Genomic DNA, 16514 nt, shown 5'->3' with positions numbered 1-16514 from the left:
GGTGTGTTTTTGTTGTCGGCGCCGTGGCCCATCTTTGTTTCGGGTTGTGCGTTCCCTCTTTGTTTTTCTTTGTTTTTTCCCCCCCGCTCTGGCCGGGGGGGCGGGGGGGGGTGCCGGCCCCCCCCCCCGGAAAGGTCGCCGCCCATGATGCGGCGACTGGCCTGCGACACCGAGTCGATGCGCTTCAGCGCCGCGCGGCCGACGAAGAACCAGATCAAAATTCCGCCAAGCGCCATCATGCCGAGCGCCAACGTCAAGGCGCGGCGGATGACGGCGCGGAACCGCTCAGGCTCGCCGAGATCGCGGCCGACCAGCATGATCATCTGGTTCGGCAGGCGCAGCACCAAGGCAATGGCGTTGTGGCCCTTCTCGCCTTCGACCTGGACTTCGCTCTGGCTGGGTTCGTTCGGGTCGGCGATCGGGTTGCGTTGCCGCTCGAGCTCGCCCTCGCCAAAGCGCCGGTAGGAAAACGGCTCCGTCGTCCAGCCCTCGGCCACGAGAACGCCGGGTTCCAGGCTCTGCACGTTGCCGGTCAGGATCTGGCCGTTGGCATCGGCGATCAAATAGAGATTGGCGCCGGGCTGGCGGGAACGCTGCTCGACCACCCGGACCAGCAGCGGCAAGCCGCCGCGCTGATAGACCCGGGCGAGGCCGAGCACCTCGTCGTTGATGGTCTCCTGCGTCTGGCCGGTCAGCATGCGCGCCGACAGCGAGGTCATGTAGAAGACGAGCAGCACCGCACAGATGGCGAACAGCAGGAGATAGAGCGCCGAAAGCCGCGCTGCCGTCGTCTTCATGATGGCCGGCATGGAAAGGGCCATGCTAGCCGCTCTTGAGCATATAGCCGGCGCCACGAACTGTGTGCAGGATGGGCTTGTCGAAGCCCTTCTCGATCTTGCCGCGCAGCCGCGAGACGTGAACGTCGATGACGTTGGTCTGCGGATCGAAATGATAGTCCCAGACATTTTCCAGCAGCATGGTGCGCGTCACCACCTGGCCGGCATGGCGCATCAGATATTCCAGCAGGCGGAATTCGCGCGGCTGCAGCGTAATCTCGCGGGCGGCGCGCCGCACCGAATGCGACAGCCTGTCGAGTTCGAGATCGCCGACCCGGTAAACGGTTTCGGCCTCCCTGGCGCTGGCGCGGCGGTTCAGCACCTCGACCCGGGCCAGCAGCTCGGAAAAGGCATAGGGCTTGGTCAGATAGTCGTCGCCGCCGGCGCGCAAGCCGGTGACCCGGTCGTCGACTTCGCCGAGCGCCGACAGGATCAGCACTGGCGTAGTCTTGCCTCGGGATCTAAGACCGGCGATGACCGACAGGCCGTCGCGGCGCGGCAGCATGCGGTCGACCACCATCACGTCATAGTCGCCGGAGTCAGCGAGCGCGAAGCCGGTTTCGCCGTCGCCGGCGACATGGGCGGTATGCCCGGCCTCGGTAAAGGCTTTCTGGAGGTAATCGGCCGCTTCGCGATCGTCTTCTATGACGAGAATCTTCATGGGACCGTTATACGCGATTTCGCTGGAAGAATGAGTGGCCGGCATAGACATCATGGCCTCGAGGTGCATCGCCAACAAAATAATTCAAGAAGGAGCGGTAAGTATTTGTTTTATAACGTTATTGGCGTCGAGCCGCCGCATCCTCGGATTTGGGCGACATGCTTTGTTGTTTGAGCATGTCGTCATCCCAAAACCGCCTCACACTTTGGGCGACTGCTCTGTTGTTCGAGCGGCAGCGGGCGATGGGCGCCCGCTGCCGCTGGGGCGGAACACGATGACTGACTAACGTATTCAAGCCCGGTGCTTTCCCATGCGACGGTTCGGGGTGTTTGAAACCGCCGCATCGGAAAAGTCTGGAACGTCAGCCCTTGGCGACAGGCAGCGCGACGAAGCGGTTGCTGTCGTCGCGGGTGATCTGCATCAGCACCGCCTTGCGGCCCGACTTCACCGCGTCGGCCATGGCCTTGGCGACGTCCTCGGTGCCATTGACCTCCGTCGAATTGACCGAGGTGATGACATCGCCGGGCTGGATGCCGCGATCGGCGGCATCGCTGTCGGGATCGACATCGGTCACCACAAGCCCTTTGCCATCGTCGGACCTGGTGACGGTGAGACCGAGGTCGGCCAGCGTATCGGCCTTTGGCGGAGCGGAAGGCTGCTGGTCGGCCGAAGCCTGCTTGTCACTCGAAGGCAGCGTGCCGAGGTCGACCTTGACCGTTTCACTCTTGCCGTCACGCCACAGCGTGACGTCGACCGGCTTGCCGGGCGGGTAGGCGCCGATCAGACGGGCGAGTTCCTTCGGCGACGCGACGTCCTTGCCGTCCACCTGAGTGATGACGTCACCAGCCGATATGCCGGCCTCCTTGCCGGGACCATCGTCCTGGGCGCTGGAAACGAGAGCGCCCTTATCGGACTTCAGCCCGAGCGATTCGGCGATTTCGGAGGTGACCGGCTGGATCTCGACGCCAAGCCAGCCGCGCTGGACGGTGCCGTCCTTCATCAGATCCTGAACGACCTGTTTGGCGGTCGAGGCGGGAATGTCGAAGGCAATGCCGACGCTGCCGCCGGACGGCGAGAAGATCGCAGTGTTGATGCCGACGACCTGGCCATTGAGGTTGAAGGTCGGGCCACCCGAATTGCCGCGGTTCACCGAGGCATCGATCTGGATGAAGTCATCATAAGGACCGGCGCCGATGTCGCGACCACGGGCCGAGACGATGCCGGCGGTGACCGTGCCGCCGAGGCCGAACGGATTGCCGACGGCCACGACCCAGTCGCCGACGCGAACCTTTGAATCGTCGGCGAAGTCGACATAGGTGAACTTGCCGTCGCCTTCGACCTTGAGCACTGCGAGATCGGTGCGCGGATCTGTGCCGACCAGCTTGGCGTCGAGCTCCTTGCCGTCATGCATCACCACCGTGAAGGACGAGCCCTCTCCGACGACATGGTTGTTGGTGACGAGGTAGCCATCCTCGGAGATGAAGAAGCCGGACCCTTGAGCGACCGGCCGCGGCTGGCGGTCACCACGTCCGAAACGTCGCATCCCATCCCGGCCATCCTGATCGCCAAAGCCACGGAACTCCCTGAAGAAGCGGCGCAATTGCGGATCGTCGGGGAGATTGCCGAAGGCGTCGGGCAGGTCGGAACCATCGTCGGCGGTCGATTCTATCTTGGCTTTGACGCGGACACTGACGACCGCCGGCGAAACGCGCTCGACCACGTCGGCGAAGCTCGGGACCTGAGGCGCCTCGACACGCACGGCCTCGGCCAGGACGGGGGCTGTCCCGGTGGCAACCGCGCCGAAGCCGATCGCGCCGGCAATGGCCACTGATGCGGCGGCAGCCATCAGGCGTTTGCGGGTGCGGGAATTTGAATTGGGGGCAATATTCATGGGTCTCGTATCCTCTTTCAAGGGATGCGCTTCGGTCGGCATCCTCGGGCAAGAGAAATAGAGGCGCGCACATTACGGCGCCATTTCCAGTGCATGAAACTTTGGTAATGTTTGCAGGCACCAACCCTTTGGTTGCCCCCTCCCGTTGCCCTATGTTGTACACAGTTCAGCACAAGGCTTTCACCATGACCGCAAGCGCCACCATGACGATTCGGGTTTCGTCCGAAACCAAGCTGAAGCTGGAGCGGATCGCCGCCGACACGCGGCGCAGCAAATCCTTCCTCGCGGCCGAGGCGATATCGGCCTATGTCGATCGCGAGCTTGAGATCATCGAAGGCATCAAACGCGGCATGGCCGATGCGGCAGCTGGCCGTGTCGTGCCGCACGACGAAGCCATGGCGGAAATCGACGCCATCATCGAAGCGTCGGAAGCCAGGCGCGCAGACAAGGCTTGAAGCGGTTCGTCACCTGGTCGCGAGACATCGTGACACGGCCGTGGTCTTGGCGGCGGGGCGGCCGGGCCGAATTAGTTACCCAGCACCTTGTCCAACGCTGCCTTCTCCTCGGCTGTGAGCATGGCCGCAGGCGCCGATCGGCGCGACCGGGCGGTCAGCACGATGAAAATCCCGCCGGCAAGCAGCAGAAGGACCGGCGTGCCCCACAACAGCGCATTGCGCAGGCTGAAGCGCGGCTTCAACAGCACGAACTCGCCGTAGCGGGAAACGATGTAGTCGATCACCTGCCGGTCGGTATCGCCGGCGACCAGGCGCTGGCGCACCAGCACGCGCAGGTCGCGGGCAAGGTCGGCATCGGATTCGTCGATCGACTGGTTCTGGCAAACCATGCAGCGCAGCTCTTCCGAAAGCGTCCGCGCCCGCGCCTCGAGCGCCGGGTCGGCCAAAACCTCGTCCGGCTTCACCGCAAGTGCGGCGCCAGCAAACAACAGCGTCAGCAGCAGGATCAGGGAGGCCAGTGAAGTTTTTCTTGCGGTCATGGCAGGGTCGCCGAAGGCATGGCGCCCGCCGATCTGCGGCGGCGCGACGGTGCGCCGACGCGCAGCCGCCGGTCCATCAGCGACATCGCAGCACCTGCCATCATGACAAGGGCGCCGCCCCAGATCAGCGTCACCAGCGGCTTCCACCACAGCCGCACCACGACGGAGCCGTCGGTCGCCTCGTCGCCAAGCGATAGGTAGAGCTGGCTAAAACCGATCGTCTTGATACCCGACTCGGTCGTCGTCATCTGCCGGACCGGATAGGAGCGCTTGGACGAGGTGATCACGGCGGTGGTGCTTCCATCGGCGCCGAGCAGGGCGAAGCGGCCGCGATCCTCGCTGTAGTTAGGCCCCTGGGCCGGATAGAGCCCTTCGAAGCGCAGTGTGTGGCCGGACAGTTGCACGGTCTCGCCGGCACGCATCGACAGTATCTTCTCGGTGCCGAAGCAAAGTGTGCCGACGATGCCCAGCGTCGTCAGCCCAAGACCGAGATGGGCGAGCGCGGTGCCGAAGACCGAACGCGGCAGGCCGGCGAAGCGCGTGAGCATGACGCCGGGCGCGACACTGCCAAGGCCGGACTTGACGGCAATATCGGTGAGCGCGCCGCAGATCAGCCAGAAAGCCAGGCCGACGCCAAGTGCTGCGAACACCGACGCGCCGTCGATGAACAAGGCCGTCACCAGCACGGCCAGAAGCGCGGCGGCGAAGGCCGCCATCAGCCGCTGGGCGACGGCGAAAATGTCGCCGCGCTTCCAGGCCAGAAGCGGCCCGAACGGAACCGCGACCAGGAGCGGCACCATCAGCGGGCCGAACGTCAGGTTGAAGAACGGCGCGCCGACCGAAATCTTGTCGGCCGAAACGGCCTCGACGACCAGCGGATAGAGCGTGCCGATCAGCACGGTGGCGGTGGCCGTGGTCAGGAACAGATTGTTGAGGACCAGCGCCCCTTCGCGCGAGATCGGATGAAACAGGCCGCCGGCCGTCAACCTCGAGGCGCGAAAGGCGAACAACGCCAGTGATCCGCCGATGAACAGTGTCAGGATGCAGAGAATGAACACGCCGCGCGTTGGATCGGTGGCGAAGGCGTGGACGGAGGTGAGCACGCCGGAGCGCACCAGGAAGGTGCCGAGCAGCGACAGCGAGAAGGTCAGGATCGCCAGCAACAGTGTCCAGATCTTCAGGGCCGAGCGCTTTTCCATGACGATCGCCGAATGGAGCAGCGCGGTGCCGGCCAGCCAAGGCATGAACGAGGCGTTCTCGACCGGATCCCAGAACCAGAAACCGCCCCAGCCAAGTTCGTAATAGGCCCAGTAGGAACCCATGGCGATGCCGCCGGTCAGGAACATCCAGGCGACCAGCGTCCATGGCCGCACCCAGCGCGCCCAGGACGCGTCGATGCGGCCTTCGATGAGGGCGGCGACCGAGAAGGAAAAGCAGATCGAGAAGCCGACATAGCCGAGATAGAGCAGCGGCGGATGGATGGCGAGGCCGAGGTCCTGCAGGATCGGGTTGAGATCGCGGCCCTCGATCGGCGCCGGATTGAGCCTGGCGAACGGGTTGGACGTCGCCAGGATGAACAGCAAGAAGGTGGCGCCGATCGCGCCTTGCACGGCCAGCACGTTGGCTCGAAGGGTCGCTGGAAGATTGCTGCCGAAAGCAGCGACGAGCGCCCCGAAGAAGCTCAGGATCAGCACCCAGAGCAGCATCGAGCCCTCGTGATTGCCCCATGTGCCGGTGATCTTGTAGATCAGCGGCTGCAGCGAATGCGAGTTGTCCCAGACGTTGGCCACCGAAAAGTCGGACGTCGCATAGGCCGTCGCCAACGCCGCGAAGGACAGAGCGGTCAAGGCGAAGCCGGTCACCGCGACCGGACCGCCGACGGCCATCATCTTCTGGCTGTTGATACGCGCGCCGAACAGCGGCACCAGCGCCTGTACCAAAGACAGCGCGAACGCCAGGACCAGTGCGAAATGTCCGGTTTCAACCATTGTGGCCAAGCCCGCCAGGTTTTTGCTTTGCCGCAGGGTCTTGCCGCAAAATCGTGGGAACCCTCGGGTCAAGCCCGAGAGCAGGCTTTTGCGGAACCTGCTTAGTCACTTTTTGCTCTCCTGCCACACGCCTCTGGACTTGAGGCCGTCGGCCACCTCCTTGGGCATATAGTTCTCGTCGTGCTTGGCCAGCACGCTGTCGGCGACGAAGACGCCGTCCGGGCGAAAAATGCCTTCAGTGATGACGCCCTGCTCCTCGCGGAAAAGGTCGGGAAGAATGCCGGTGTAGGTGACCTTGACCTGCTTCTGGTTGTCGGTCACCGAAAAGGCGACGGTGGTCCCCTGACCGCGCTCGATCGTGCCTTTTTCGACGAGGCCCCCGAGCCTGATACGCTGCCCGGGCTGCAGGCTGGCGGTGGTCAGATCGGCGGGCATGTAGAAGTAGGAGGCCTTCTGGCCGAGCGCATAGAAGGTCAGGCCGGTGGCGGCACAGAGGAAGGCCAACCCTCCGGCGATCACCGACAGTCTTTTCTGCTTGCGCGTCATTTCTTACTCCGTCGCCGTCAGGCCAAGCGAGGCGGCAAAGGCGGTGAATTTCTTCGCTTCGTCACTATCGGAGCCAAAAACGGCGATACCGCGATTGAGCGCGTCGCGCGCCTGATCGGCCTTGCCCAGCACGACATAGGAACGAATAAGCTGCATCCATCCTTCCACATCGCGCGGGTTTTGCCGCAGTTTTTCGTCAAGCCCCGCAACCATGGTGTTGATCATCGCTTCCTTATCCTGCGGCGACATCGACGAGGCGGCGTCGACATCCCCGGCGTTCGGGCCTTTTGCAGGCACTCCCGAAGCGACGCTGCGCCTGGCGGTTTCGGCCAGTGCCTGCTCGACGGCGCCGCGCCAGGGCGAGTCCTGTGGCAAGGCCGCGAGCATTTTCTGCCAGCCAATCGTCGCCTCCTCGATGCGGCCTTCCTGCGCCATGCCCATCGCCAGATAAAAGCTGGCCTTCGGATTCGCCGGATCGAGCTTCAGCGCCGCCTCGAGGGCTGCCTGGGCATCGGCCGAGACAATGCCGCCCGCTTCGCTGGCAATCGCCTCGCCGAGGCCAGCCTGGCGGGCTGCGCTGTCGCCGTCGAGGCGAATAGCGTTGCGGTACGCCGTGACTGCGTCGGAGAACCGCTGCATGCGCAGATAGATTGGCGCCAGGACGTCCCAACCCTTGCCATCGGACGGGTTGGCGGCAAGGTGGGCCTCGGCGCGTGCCACCAGTTCGTCGACCGAACTGTCGGCGGGATTCTTGGCCAGCCGCTCGCTGAGCGGCTGCGACGGCAGATCGGGCGAGCCGAGTTGGCTGTACAAGCCCCAACTGACCAGCGGAACCGCCAGGACCGCAGCCGTCGCGACCAGCCTGGTCGCCATCGACGGCTGCCGCGCCGCTGCCTTGTCGGCGGCATTGTCGAGGCGAAGGATGCGGCGGGCGATCTCCGCACGCGCCTCTTCGGCCTCGGCCGGCTGGATCAGGCCACGCGCCACGTCGCGGTCAAGCTCGGACAGCTGGTCGCGATAGACTTCAAGGTCATGATCGCTGCTTGGCGAACCACCCTTCGGGCCGCCGGCCAGTGGCAGCAGCACCGCCAGGCTTGCACCCAGCGTGAGAATGGCGGCTATGACCCAGAACAGCATGCTTCTTCCAATAACGGCAGAGCCCTGCCCTGCCAACACAGGCGTCCTGCGACGCTTTGACGGCAGATGTGTCGCATGTCCTTGATTGATGTCAACCGGACCTAAAGCGCGTCGCGTTCGACCGGCGTCATGCGACGCACCTTAGATAGTTGTTTTCATGCATATCGTCATCGCAAGATCGCTGCACACCCTCGAGTCAGGCCCGAGGGCATGCTTTTGCGCGATTCTTGTTTTTATGCATGTCGTTTTCGCAAAACCGCTGCACACTTTTGCGCGACATGCATTATCCGGCCGGTCGTTACGTCAGCGGCGTCCAGCTGCCATCGGCGTTGCGGCAAGCGGTTCCGCGCGCGGTGGCGCCGGCGGCGCCGGTAAACACCGTATGGGTGTATTGTCGGCAGTCCTGCGAGCCGACACGATAGGGCTGGGCGGGCACGACTTCACCGTAATGCGCCGACCGATCGCTCTTCCACGTCACCTTCTGGCTGCTCGCCGTGTACTCGAGCGCCCTGTATTCCGCCTCCAGCGCCTTGCGCTTTTCGGGATCGCTCAAGCCAGTACCGATCGATCCGCTGACGAGGCCGCCGCCCATGGCGGAAATGACCGTCGTCGCGATCTTGCCGTCACTTGGCGGCGTTGCGGCCGGCTGCGGCGCCACCGTGGGGCCAGGGTTCCTGCCCAGCGTCGTGCAGCCGGAAACGGCCAGCAGTGCGGAGACGAGCGCGACGCGAATCTTCATGCCATAAACCGGTCTCTTGAGTTAAAGCTGGGGGCCGCGCCATCGGGGGAAGTCGGCGTGGCCATAGTGTCGATGTTTGTCGGAAATTTGGCCGCGGCCGACGGCTCCGGGACTAGTCGACATGCCGCCATATCACGCACCGTCGATCAATGTCGACCGGCCCAGCAAAAAGCATAGGCCTAAAGCGCGTCGCGTTTGGCCGGCCTCATGCGACGCGCTTCAGGTTGTTGTTTTTACGCATGTCGTTATCGCAAAACCGCTGCACACTTTTGCGCGACATGCATTAGTGAAGGCTCCGCAATCGAACCACCGCCTTCAACCCGCCCATGCTGGACCGTTCCAGAGCCAGAACGCCTCCGTATTCGTTGACGAGGTCGGCGACGATGGCAAGTCCAAGCCCGGTGCCCGGCTTTGTCTCGTCGAGACGCCGTCCGCGCTTCAGCGCCTCGCGTGCCTTGTCTTCCGGAATACCCGGGCCGTCATCCTCGATGCTGATCTCGAACAGGTTGACGGCACCCTCCTTGCCGGCGCCAGTCTTCTTGGCGGAGATTGGCGCCACCGATACCGCGACCGCGCTCTTTGCCCATTTCATGGCGTTGTCGAGCAAATTGCCAAGCAATTCTTCCAGATCCTCGCGTTCGCCGGCAAAGACGATATCGACTGCCGGCAGCGAAAGCGAGAGAGCGGTCTGCGGATTTAGTTTTTGCAGCACGCGCACCATGCGCTGGACCAGCGGCGCCACCGGCGTACGGTAGACGACGCTGTCACGTTGCGCCGCAACGCGGGCGCGCTGCAGATAATGGTCAATCTGCTTCTGCATCGAGGCGGCCTGTTCGGCTATGAGCTGGCCCTTGGCGCCGCCGAGCGCCCGTCCCTCGTTGATCAGCACCGCCAGCGGCGTCTTCAGCGAATGGGCGAGGTTGCCGACCTGCGTCCGCGAGCGCTCGACGATACGCTTGTTGTTTTCGATCAACGCGTTGGTCTCGTTGGCGAGCGGCTCGATCTCGGCAGGGAAGCGACCGTCGAGCTTTTGCGCGGTTCCTTCGCGCACCATGGCGAGAGCGTCCCTGACCCGGCGCAATGGCTGCAGGCCCAGCAGGATGGCGATGGCGTTGATGGCGATCATGCCGACGCCGAACAGCGAAAGATAGGTCAGCAGGCGACGCTGAAAGGCGCTTATCTCCTGCTCGAGCTCGGTCCGGTTGCCCATGACGCGGAAGCGCGCTGCGCGATTTTTCGCGTCGAGAACGAACTCGCTCTCGAACACTTCCAGTTCCTCGCCATCGATGCCTTCTGTCGTATAGCTGCGCTGGAAGCTGGCATTGAAAGGAACCTCGGCGACGCTTGGCGACAGGATCGCCGTGGTCATCGAGGAGGAGTGCAACTCACCACTCACGCCTTCCGACGCAGGCTCCACCGACCAGTACCAGCCGGAATTCGGCTCCGAGAACCGAAGGTCGCCCAGGTCGGGAGCGCCGGTCAGCGAACCGCCTTCGGACACGCCGACCGAGCCGATCAGATTGAACAGATGCGCCGACAGCAGGCTGTCGAAACCGCGCTCGCTGGCCTGGCGATAAAGGGTGGTGATCAGCGTGAAGATGACAATCAGAGTGAGTATCGCCCAGACCGTGGAAAAGGCGATCACCCGGAACGCCAGCGACCGCGGCCCGAACCGCAGTGAAAGCGGCGTCCTTGCAGTCTGTTTGAGCGGTTCCGCCTTACGCCTCCGGCTCACGCATTCGATAGCCCATGCCGCGAACGGTTTCTATCATGTCGATGCCCATCTTCTTGCGAAGCCGCCCGACAAAGACCTCGATTGTGTTGGAATCGCGGTCGAAATCCTGATCGTAAAGGTGCTCGACCAACTCGGTTCGGGACACGACCTCGCCCATATGGTGCATCAGATAGGCAAGCAGGCGAAATTCGTGCGACGTCAGCTTCAACGGCACGCCGTCGACATCGGCCTTGGAGGCTTTGGTGTCGAGCCGCAGCGGCCCGCAGGTCAGCTCGGACGACGCATGGCCGGCCGCGCGCCGGATGAGCGCTCGGACCCTGGCCAGCACCTCTTCGATGTGGAACGGCTTGGTGACATAATCGTCGGCGCCGGCGTCGATGCCGGATACCTTGTCGCTCCAGCGATCGCGCGCCGTCAAGATCAGGACCGGCATCTTGCGGCCGCCGCGCCGCCAGCGTTCGACCACGCTGATGCCGTCCATCTGCGGCAAGCCGATGTCGAGCACCACGGCGTCATAGGGCTCGGTGTCGCCGAGGAAATGCCCTTCCTCACCGTCGAAAGCCCGGTCGACAACATAGCCGGCATCGACCAGCGCGTCTGATATCTGCCGGTTCAGATCCTTGTCATCTTCGACGACGAGTACGCGCATGCGGGAATCATACCCAGTTGAAGAATCGGCCTGTTGAAAAATCGGCCGGTTGAGGAGCTGGACGTCAGATATAGGCCGATTCCAGCGCCTGGGATACGGCAGGCATCAGTTCAGCGGAACGACGATCTCCGTGCGGCGCGGACGCTGCCCATCCTTGCCCGGAACCAGCACGACGATGACGCAGACCGGCTGGCCACCGCGCGTCGACTGCGACGCCTTGGCCAGCGTGCCGCCATTCTGCTCGGCGACCTGCTGACCGATCGCGTAGCAGTCGGAGGCGGCCAGGACGATCGGCCGGTTCTGCTCGGGCACGACGACCGGCAGCGCCGTCGCCTGCGACGCAAACAGACCGGCAGCGCAGAGAGCAAGTGTCGCGGTTGGGAAGTGGGAGCGAAGCGTTTTCATGATCAGCGTCCTAACGCATCGGTGCTGAACGTGATATGAACATTGCCTGCAACACATGCCTGTCTCACCCCCTGAAATGCGACACAACCAACCCCGGTGATTTGGCCGCCCGAACCCGGCAAATCCAGGCGCCAGTCTAGACTGTGTTGCAGCCTTATTGAAAGCGCGTCAGGCGTTTTCTTCCGTCACGGCAAGAAAGCGCAGCAGCCCGTGACAGGCTGAAAGATCCTGGTCGTAACGGACCTCGGTGAATTCGAGCCTGAGATTGACGCTGTGATGCTCGTCGAGCGCCAGCGCCGCATCCTGGAGGCGGGCGCTGACCATGTCCATCACGTCGAGCATTTCTTTCCTGGCCTCGGATTTCGACCAGAAATGCAGAGTGAAAAGCTGCTCGGCGTCTTTCTCCCTGCCTGTTACCCAATCATAGACGCTGGTCCGGCCGAACGTCACATAGGGAAACGGGATGTTTTCCGGGGCATGGTCGAATAGTTTTGCGCCGCCCAGCGCCGCTGACAGGGAACCGTCAGCGTCCAGCGCCTGGAACAAGGCCTTCTGCAACGCGGCAGCCGGCGCGTTCATTGTATTCTCCCTCGCCCGTCGCGGCTGAACAGGCCTTTGTGCCGTCAACGATTCGTGCTTGCAGCGTAGCCGCGTTGAGGTGGCTGCGCCAGATCAGGGGATCTCAGGTGGCTACCCACACCTTTCATTTGACATGCAAGGCGTTTGAAAAACGGTGCTATGGAGTGTTTGTTTCTCCAGACCTTCGAGGTTGTTTTCGTGCGCGAGCCATCGCTGCTGCCTGTTTTCGGAAAGCTTGGGATCAAGACGCCAGTCGTCGTTGCGGCGGCGCCGACCATGTCGAAAAGCATTAAGAACATTGTGTCCCGCATGCGGGAGGTTCTGTCTTCATACGGAGGCCTAGCCTTGAAGCTGTTCGTCGTCGTTTGGACGGTCCTTGTCGTGGCGGCAGTGTTCTACATCACGCAGGCCTGACCAATCGCATTCATCGATCGGGGGCGGAAACGAAACGGATGCCGGAATGGCAAACCGCTACGCACTGCGCATGGAGCATCCGCACAGCTGGACCGTCTTCGATGGCTTCACCGGCCAGCCCGTCGAGCTTGAGCACCAGGTCTTGGTTGGCATGAACACGCGCGATGCAGACGCGATGGTCGGATCGGCTGAACAGCCGAGATGTCAAGCGACGGGCAAAGGCGGAGAGCAAGCCCTGATCCTGCCGCTAGGTTCACTCGGCACATTCGTGCGCCTGGACCGGATCTGGCGCGTTGGCCCTGAACGCGATGACGTTCGGGATTTAACGAAAATCGGCCGCCGTCAGCACATATATGCTCTTGCGGGTCCGGTCATAGGCATTCCTGGCGACGTCGTGGATGGAGTTGGAAGCCGTATCGAAGGCGGCGAGATAGGTGGCTTCTGCAGTTGGTGTCCCTGACTCTGCCTTCGAGATGGCATCCGTGGCGACGGAGAAGGAAATCTGGAACATGCCGTCATGGCCGACAAAGCGGATGCGTTTGCCCGCCTCGTCGTAGCTCCGGCTTCGATTGGGAAATGTCAGGCTCATGACTTGACCTCCGTTGATGCAACGTCTGCTTTCTTGATCGCCCGCGACGCCCGCTTTTTCTTGGGGGCGACGGGATTGAGGGCCTCCGCGGCGCGGTCGGCCTCTTCCTTGGCCAGCCGCAACGCCCGCAATCTTGCCGTCTTGATGGTCCTGGCCTTGGCCTCTGAAATATATTCGGCCGTTGCCTGATTGCGTTCCGCGGTTTTCTTCTGCTTCTCCATGAAGCGCGCTTCGGCTTTTTCCATGATGTTCTGGCTAACTTCCGCCATCGATCAAAACCTCCTTTTGGCTGCAATGATGAAAATGATTTTCTCCCTTAAAATAGTCACTCGATGTGGAAAAATCAAATTCTGACCTATTTTTGATCGAGCAAATTTCTGAAGCGAAAAGGCAAAATAATACTATTCAATGTTTTACGGCGGCCAACGAATATTTTTTGGCACTCCTATCTATCGAGTGCCAACGCGCCTATAGAAGGGAGCGGCCGCCTAAGCCGGCCCCAGAAAGAAGTTTCCATGAAATTCCGGCCACTCCACGATCGCGTCGTCATTCGGCGCGCCGAAAGCGACACCAAATCCAAGGGCGGCATCATCATCCCCGACAATGCCAAGGAAAAGCCGCAGGAAGGCGAAGTGATCGCCGTCGGGCCGGGCGCGCGTGACGAAAGCGGCGCGCTGATCGCGCTCGATGTCAAGGCCGGCGACCTCATCCTGTTCGGCAAATGGTCCGGCACCGAAGTCAGGATTGACGGAGAGGACCTTCTGATCATGAAGGAGGCCGACATCATGGGCATCATCGACAAGAGCGAGATGGGCATCATCGACAAGAGCGAGATGGGCATCATCGAGAAGACCGGGGCTGCCAAGAAGGCCGCCTGATTGGAGCGCCGCGCGTCTTGGACGCGCAAAGGACGCTCCAAATTTTTGATTCAGGCGGTGCTGACAGCGCCCTGCCGCAACCAACCGAACTGGAAAAAAGATGTCTGCCAAGGAAATCAAATTCTCCACCGATGCGCGTGACCGCATGCTGCGTGGTGTCGAAATCCTCAACAACGCCGTCAAGGTGACGCTCGGCCCCAAGGGCCGCAACGTCGTCATTGACAAGGCCTATGGCGCACCGCGCATCACCAAGGACGGGGTGGCGGTAGCCAAGGAAATCGAGCTTTCCGACAAGTTCGAGAACATGGGCGCGCAGATGGTGCGCGAAGTGGCGTCGAAGACCAACGACCTTGCCGGCGACGGCACCACCACCGCCACGGTGCTTGCCGCTTCCATCTTGCGCGAGGGCGCCAAATTCGTTGCCGCCGGCATGAACCCGATGGACCTCAAGCGCGGCATCGACCTTGCCGTTACCGCTGTCGTCAAGGAAATCCAGGCACGCGCCAAGAAGGTCAAATCTTCCGGTGAAATCGCGCAGGTCGGCACCATTGCCGCCAATGGCGACACCACCGTTGGCGCCATGATCGCCAAGGCGATGGACAAGGTCGGCAATGACGGCGTCATCACTGTCGAGGAAGCCAAGACCGCCGACACCGAACTCGACGTCGTCGAGGGCATGCAGTTCGACCGCGGCTATCTCTCGCCCTATTTCGTCACCAATGCCGAGAAGATGCGCGCCGAGCTGGAGGACCCTTACGTCCTCATCCATGAAAAGAAGCTCGGCAATCTGCAGGCGATGCTGCCGATCCTCGAAGCCGTGGTGCAAAGCGGCAAGCCGCTGCTGATCATCTCCGAGGACGTCGAAGGCGAAGCGCTGGCGACGCTGGTCGTCAACAAATTGCGAGGCGGCCTCAAGGTTGCGGCCGTCAAGGCGCCGGGCTTCGGTGACCGCCGCAAGTCGATGCTGGAAGACATCGCGGTGCTCACCGCCGGCCAGATGATTTCGGAGGACCTCGGCATCAAGCTCGAAAACATCACCATCGACATGCTAGGCCGCGCCAAGCGCGTGCTGATCGAGAAGGACACCACGACGATCATCGACGGCGCCGGCGAGAAGGCCACGATCCAGGCGCGTGTCCAGCAGATCAAGGGGCAGATCGAGGAAACCACTTCCGACTACGACAAGGAGAAGCTGCAGGAGCGGCTGGCTAAGCTCGCCGGCGGCGTCGCGGTCATTCGCGTCGGCGGCGCGACCGAGTCCGAGGTCAAGGAAAAGAAGGACCGCATCGACGATGCGCTGAACGCCACGCGCGCGGCAGTGGAAGAAGGCATCGTTCCCGGCGGCGGTGTCGCGCTGCTGCGCGCCAAGGCCGTGCTGAACGGGCTGACCGGAGCCAATGCCGATGTGACGGCGGGCATTTCGATCGTGTCGAGAGCGCTCGAAGCGCCGATCCGCCAGATCGCCGAGAACTCCGGCGTCGAAGGTTCGATCGTTGTCGGCAGGCTCACGGACAGCAAGGATCACAATCAGGGCTTCGACGCCCAGAACGAGACCTATGTCGACATGATCAAGGCTGGCATCGTCGATCCCGCAAAGGTGGTGCGGACCGCGTTGCAGGATGCCGGGTCGATCGCGGCGCTGCTGATCACCGCGGAAGCCATGATCACCGACATTCCGGCAAAAGACGCTGCGCCTTCGGCCGGCATGGGCGGCTACTGACCACCCCTCCCGTAAATAGGCCCTGCAAGGCCTGGCCCCAGCAAGGCCAGGCGACCGATCCCAACATCAACCAGGAAGGAACTGTCCGTGGCCACACAAAGCAGCAAGCCATCTCTCGCGCGTCGATGGGAAGATTACCAGCCGGCCAAATCCACGCTTTTGTGGGCATGCGCTGCAACCGTCGTCGCCACGCTGATCATTGGTTTCAACTGGGGCGGCTGGGTGACCGGCGGCACCTCGCGCACGCTGGCGGCCACCGCCGGCGATACGGCGCGCGGCGAGCTGGCCTCGGCGGTCTGCGTCGATCGCTTCAATACGGCGCCCGACGCGGCCGCCAAACTTGTCGAGTTCAAGGCCATAACTGACAGCTACAAGAAGCGGCAGTTCATCGAGACGGGCGGCTGGGCGACCATGCCCGGAAAAACCTCGCCCGACAGGCTGGGTGCGCAAAGCTGCGCGGTCGCTCTCGCCACCTAACATCTTCGACCTCTCGGAGAGAACGTGCTCTTGACGAGAGCCCGAAAGACAGCCGCCGGGGCATCCTCCGGCGCGCAGCCGTCGGCAAGGAGATCGATCCATGATTGCATTCGTCCCGAAGCCAAATGCTGTAGTAAAGACCAAAGTGGCCGAGGAAAGCCGCTTCGATCGCATTCGCAGACTCGCCGCCGACAAGCACAGAAAAGCCGATGCCGGCACGATCCGCCGCGACCCGCAGAAGGCAGGCGACAAGCGCCCCATGTAACGCGCGCTTGC

Annotated in this window: 20 protein-coding genes and 1 pseudogene; 6 read left to right on the top strand and 15 right to left on the bottom strand. The window is 62.7% G+C overall.

Going from position 1 to position 16514, the window contains the following annotated elements:
* The 3 genes and pseudogenes from AC0L3D_RS18555 to AC0L3D_RS18545 form a co-directional block, all read right to left on the bottom strand.
* Nucleotides 1–821 (bottom strand): annotated as a pseudogene (locus AC0L3D_RS18555) (hypothetical protein); the annotation flags it as partial.
* A gap of 1 nt (nt 822) precedes the next feature.
* Entirely contained in the window at nt 823–1497 is a 675-nt protein-coding gene (locus tag AC0L3D_RS18550; protein ID WP_023800810.1) for a response regulator transcription factor, read from the bottom strand.
* 361 nt (nt 1498–1858) lie between these two features.
* The gene (locus AC0L3D_RS18545) at nt 1859–3388 is read right to left on the bottom strand and encodes a Do family serine endopeptidase (protein WP_473629543.1); all 1530 of its coding nucleotides are present in this window, start codon (nt 3386–3388) and stop codon (nt 1859–1861) included.
* 185 nt (nt 3389–3573) lie between these two features.
* On the opposite strand from AC0L3D_RS18545, the gene AC0L3D_RS18540 reads away from it, so the two are divergent.
* Nucleotides 3574–3843: a CopG family ribbon-helix-helix protein gene (locus AC0L3D_RS18540; protein WP_091590846.1), complete on the top strand. Its 270-nt coding sequence runs from the start codon at nt 3574–3576 to the stop codon at nt 3841–3843.
* A gap of 71 nt (nt 3844–3914) precedes the next feature.
* Here the strand turns inward: AC0L3D_RS18540 and AC0L3D_RS18535 are convergent, their stop codons facing one another.
* The 9 genes from AC0L3D_RS18535 to AC0L3D_RS18495 all read right to left on the bottom strand — a co-directional run bounded on the left by AC0L3D_RS18535 (nt 3915) and on the right by AC0L3D_RS18495 (nt 12160).
* Nucleotides 3915–4382 (bottom strand): cytochrome c-type biogenesis protein, encoded by a 468-nt coding sequence (locus AC0L3D_RS18535; protein ID WP_473516799.1) that lies wholly within the window; start codon nt 4380–4382, stop codon nt 3915–3917.
* Complete coding sequence (locus AC0L3D_RS18530) at nt 4379–6370, bottom strand: heme lyase CcmF/NrfE family subunit (RefSeq protein WP_473629542.1); 1992 nt, start codon at nt 6368–6370, stop codon at nt 4379–4381. Before AC0L3D_RS18530 ends, AC0L3D_RS18535 begins: the two co-directional genes overlap by 4 nt.
* Before the next feature lie 105 nt (nt 6371–6475).
* Nucleotides 6476–6916 (bottom strand): cytochrome c maturation protein CcmE, encoded by a 441-nt coding sequence (gene ccmE / locus AC0L3D_RS18525; RefSeq protein WP_473645379.1) that lies wholly within the window; start codon nt 6914–6916, stop codon nt 6476–6478.
* A 3-nt stretch (nt 6917–6919) separates the two neighbouring features.
* Entirely contained in the window at nt 6920–8053 is a 1134-nt protein-coding gene (ccmI, locus tag AC0L3D_RS18520) for a c-type cytochrome biogenesis protein CcmI (protein ID WP_473645377.1), read from the bottom strand.
* A gap of 298 nt (nt 8054–8351) precedes the next feature.
* The gene (locus AC0L3D_RS18515; RefSeq protein ID WP_023800818.1) at nt 8352–8792 is read right to left on the bottom strand and encodes a hypothetical protein; all 441 of its coding nucleotides are present in this window, start codon (nt 8790–8792) and stop codon (nt 8352–8354) included.
* A gap of 283 nt (nt 8793–9075) precedes the next feature.
* On the bottom strand, nt 9076–10527 hold the full coding sequence (locus AC0L3D_RS18510) for an ATP-binding protein (RefSeq protein ID WP_473645375.1): 1452 nt from the start codon (nt 10525–10527) through the stop codon (nt 9076–9078).
* Nucleotides 10511–11176 (bottom strand): response regulator transcription factor, encoded by a 666-nt coding sequence (locus AC0L3D_RS18505; RefSeq protein ID WP_023800820.1) that lies wholly within the window; start codon nt 11174–11176, stop codon nt 10511–10513. Before AC0L3D_RS18505 ends, AC0L3D_RS18510 begins: the two co-directional genes overlap by 17 nt.
* Before the next feature lie 105 nt (nt 11177–11281).
* On the bottom strand, nt 11282–11581 hold the full coding sequence (locus tag AC0L3D_RS18500) for a hypothetical protein (RefSeq protein WP_023800821.1): 300 nt from the start codon (nt 11579–11581) through the stop codon (nt 11282–11284).
* A 168-nt stretch (nt 11582–11749) separates the two neighbouring features.
* A complete protein-coding gene (locus tag AC0L3D_RS18495) occupies nt 11750–12160 on the bottom strand; it encodes a DUF3168 domain-containing protein (protein WP_473629537.1) in 411 nt (136 codons plus the stop codon).
* Nucleotides 12161–12304: 144 nt separating this feature from the next.
* On the opposite strand from AC0L3D_RS18495, the gene AC0L3D_RS18490 reads away from it, so the two are divergent.
* Nucleotides 12305–12574, top strand: a complete 270-nt coding sequence (locus AC0L3D_RS18490) for a hypothetical protein (RefSeq protein WP_245268524.1) — start codon at nt 12305–12307, stop codon at nt 12572–12574.
* Between the two features lie 10 nt (nt 12575–12584).
* On the opposite strand, the gene AC0L3D_RS18485 is transcribed toward AC0L3D_RS18490, so the two are convergent.
* The 3 genes from AC0L3D_RS18485 to AC0L3D_RS18475 form a co-directional block, all read right to left on the bottom strand.
* The gene (locus tag AC0L3D_RS18485) at nt 12585–12806 is read right to left on the bottom strand and encodes a hypothetical protein (protein WP_287175508.1); all 222 of its coding nucleotides are present in this window, start codon (nt 12804–12806) and stop codon (nt 12585–12587) included.
* A 90-nt stretch (nt 12807–12896) separates the two neighbouring features.
* Nucleotides 12897–13163, bottom strand: coding sequence for a DUF1488 family protein (locus AC0L3D_RS18480; RefSeq protein ID WP_091590381.1), 267 nt, complete (start codon nt 13161–13163; stop codon nt 12897–12899).
* The gene (locus AC0L3D_RS18475; protein ID WP_473645373.1) at nt 13160–13432 is read right to left on the bottom strand and encodes a hypothetical protein; all 273 of its coding nucleotides are present in this window, start codon (nt 13430–13432) and stop codon (nt 13160–13162) included. The genes AC0L3D_RS18480 and AC0L3D_RS18475 overlap by 4 nt, the downstream gene beginning before the upstream one ends.
* A gap of 246 nt (nt 13433–13678) precedes the next feature.
* Here AC0L3D_RS18475 and AC0L3D_RS18470 point away from each other — a divergent pair, with 246 nt between their 5' ends.
* From AC0L3D_RS18470 to AC0L3D_RS18455, 4 genes are all read left to right on the top strand, one after another.
* Nucleotides 13679–14041, top strand: coding sequence for a co-chaperone GroES (locus AC0L3D_RS18470; protein WP_473629536.1), 363 nt, complete (start codon nt 13679–13681; stop codon nt 14039–14041).
* A 100-nt stretch (nt 14042–14141) separates the two neighbouring features.
* Complete coding sequence (gene groL / locus AC0L3D_RS18465) at nt 14142–15761, top strand: chaperonin GroEL (protein ID WP_091590377.1); 1620 nt, start codon at nt 14142–14144, stop codon at nt 15759–15761.
* Nucleotides 15762–15848: 87 nt separating this feature from the next.
* Nucleotides 15849–16238, top strand: a complete 390-nt coding sequence (locus tag AC0L3D_RS18460) for a hypothetical protein (RefSeq protein ID WP_473645371.1) — start codon at nt 15849–15851, stop codon at nt 16236–16238.
* 100 nt (nt 16239–16338) lie between these two features.
* Nucleotides 16339–16503, top strand: a complete 165-nt coding sequence (locus AC0L3D_RS18455; RefSeq protein ID WP_167366301.1) for a hypothetical protein — start codon at nt 16339–16341, stop codon at nt 16501–16503.
* Nucleotides 16504–16514: the final 11 nt, after the last annotated feature.

It is taken from the genome of Mesorhizobium sp. WSM4837, from assembly GCF_055811435.1.
This window is presented reverse-complemented; position numbering and strand designations above follow the sequence as displayed.